Raw genomic sequence first — 2,500 nt, forward strand, 5'->3', positions numbered from 1 at the left:
CAAAGAAAAAGGGCTGTCCCTATTGGGACAGCCCTTTGGTGTAAGGCCCTGGCGATGACCTACTCTCACATGGCAAATGCCACACTACCATCGGCGCGGCTGCGTTTCACTTCCGAGTTCGGGATGGGATCGGGTGGTTCCACAGCGCTATGGTCGCCAGGGAGACGGTGGAGTGTCGCGGTCCGATTCTGCGTTAAGCAGACGCGGTCGCGCCGTCTCTCATGGGGATGGGACGTAACAGAGCATTGGATCTTGGTCTCAACGTGCTGTTGAGGAGAGCTTCTTGGCGAAGCGTCTTGAGGTTATATGATCAAGCCGCACGGATCATTAGTACGCGTTAGCTCAATGCATTGCTGCACTTACACACCGCGCCTATCAACGACGTAGTCTTCATCGTTCCTTTAGGGGGCTTGTGCCCCGGGAGGTCTCATCTTGAGGCGCGCTTCCCGCTTAGATGCTTTCAGCGGTTATCGCTTCCGTACATAGCTACCCGGCAGTGCCACTGGCGTGACAACCGGAACACCAGGGGTACGTCCACTCCGGTCCTCTCGTACTAGGAGCAGCCCCTCTCAAACCTCCAACGCCCACGACAGATAGGGACCGAACTGTCTCACGACGTTCTGAACCCAGCTCGCGTACCACTTTAAATGGCGAACAGCCATACCCTTGGGACCGACTACAGCCCCAGGATGTGATGAGCCGACATCGAGGTGCCAAACACCGCCGTCGATATGAACTCTTGGGCGGTATCAGCCTGTTATCCCCGGAGTACCTTTTATCCGTTGAGCGATGGCCCTTCCATACAGAACCACCGGATCACTAAGACCTACTTTCGTACCTGCTTGATCCGTCGATCTCGCAGTCAAGCGCGCTTATGCCTTTACACACACTGCACGATGTCCGACCGTGCTGAGCGCACCTTCGTGCTCCTCCGTTACTCTTTGGGAGGAGACCGCCCCAGTCAAACTACCCACCATACACGGTCCCCGATCCGGATTACGGACCTAGGTTAGAACGTCAAGCACTTCAGGGTGGTATTTCAAGGTTGGCTCCACACAGACTGGCGTCCATGCTTCAAAGCCTCCCACCTATCCTACACAGAAGAACTCAACGTTCAGTGTAAAGCTGTAGTAAAGGTTCACGGGGTCTTTCCGTCTTGCCGCGGGAACGCTGCATCTTCACAGCGATTTCAATTTCACTGAGTCTCGGGTGGAGACAGCGCCGCTGTCGTTACGCCATTCGTGCAGGTCGGAACTTACCCGACAAGGAATTTCGCTACCTTAGGACCGTTATAGTTACGGCCGCCGTTTACCGGGGCTTCGATCAAGAGCTTCGGTTTCCCTAACCCCATCAATTAACCTTCCGGCACCGGGCAGGCGTCACACCCTATACGTCCACTTTCGTGTTTGCAGAGTGCTGTGTTTTTGATAAACAGTCGCAGCGGCCTGGTCACTGCGACCCTCGATTGCTCTAGCTCGCACGAGCCACAATCAAGGGTGCACCTTCTCCCGAAGTTACGGTGCTATGTTGCCTAGTTCCTTCACCCGAGTTCTCTCAAGCGCCTGAGGATTCTCACCCTGCCTACCTGTGTCGGATTACGGTACGGTCGTCATGATCTGAAGCTTAGAAGTTTTTCCTGGAAGCGTGGCCTCAGTGACTTCGTCCATAAGGACTCGTCTCGGTGCTCGGTGTTAAGACCCCCCGGATTTGCCTAAGGGATCCACCTACCTCCTTTCCCCGGGACAACCAACGCCCGGTACACCTAGCCTTCTCCGTCACTCCATCGCAATCACGATCGGTGCTGGAATATTAACCAGCTTCCCATCGACTACGGCTTTCGCCCTCGCCTTAGGGGCCGACTCACCCTGCGTCGATTAACGTTGCGCAAGGAAACCTTGGGCTTTCGGCGGGAGGGTTTTTCACCCTCCTTATCGTTACTCATGTCAGCATTCGCACTTCCGATACCTCCAGCAAGCCTTACAGCTCACCTTCGCAGGCGTACGGAACGCTCCTCTACCACTCAATCTTGCGATTGAATCCCTAGCTTCGGTATACCGCTTAGCCCCGTTAAATCTTCCGCGCAGGCCGACTCGACCAGTGAGCTATTACGCTTTCTTTAAAGGGTGGCTGCTTCTAAGCCAACCTCCTGGCTGTTTCTGCCTTCCCACATCGTTTCCCACTGAGCGGTAATTTTGGGACCTTAGCTGAGGGTCTGGGTTGTTTCCCTTTTCACGACGGACGTTAGCACCCGCCGTGTGTCTCCCGTGCTCTACACTTGCCGGTATTCGGAGTTTGCCATGGTTTGGTAAGTCGCGATGACCCCCTAGCCATAACAGTGCTCTACCCCCGGCAGTGATACACGAGGCGCTACCTAAATAGCTTTCGAGGAGAACCAGCTATCTCCGAGTTTGATTAGCCTTTCACTCCTATCCACAACTCATCCCCTACCTTTTCAACGGGAGTGGGTTCGGTCCTCCAGTCGGTGTTACCCGACCTTCAA

2 rRNA genes (1 of these 2 cut by a window edge) are annotated in these 2,500 nt (G+C 55.0%); both read right to left on the reverse strand.

Annotation, left to right across the window (positions count from 1 at the left end):
* Nucleotides 1-46 precede the first annotated feature (46 nt).
* Nucleotides 47-161, reverse strand: a 5S ribosomal RNA gene (gene rrf / locus QUB08_RS31245).
* A gap of 145 nt (nucleotides 162-306) precedes the next feature.
* Nucleotides 307-2,500, reverse strand: a 23S ribosomal RNA gene (locus QUB08_RS31250); it runs 681 nt beyond the window's last position.

This window comes from Microcoleus sp. BR0-C5 (genome assembly GCF_036705045.1).
Lineage (GTDB): Bacteria > Cyanobacteriota > Cyanobacteriia > Cyanobacteriales > Microcoleaceae > Microcoleus.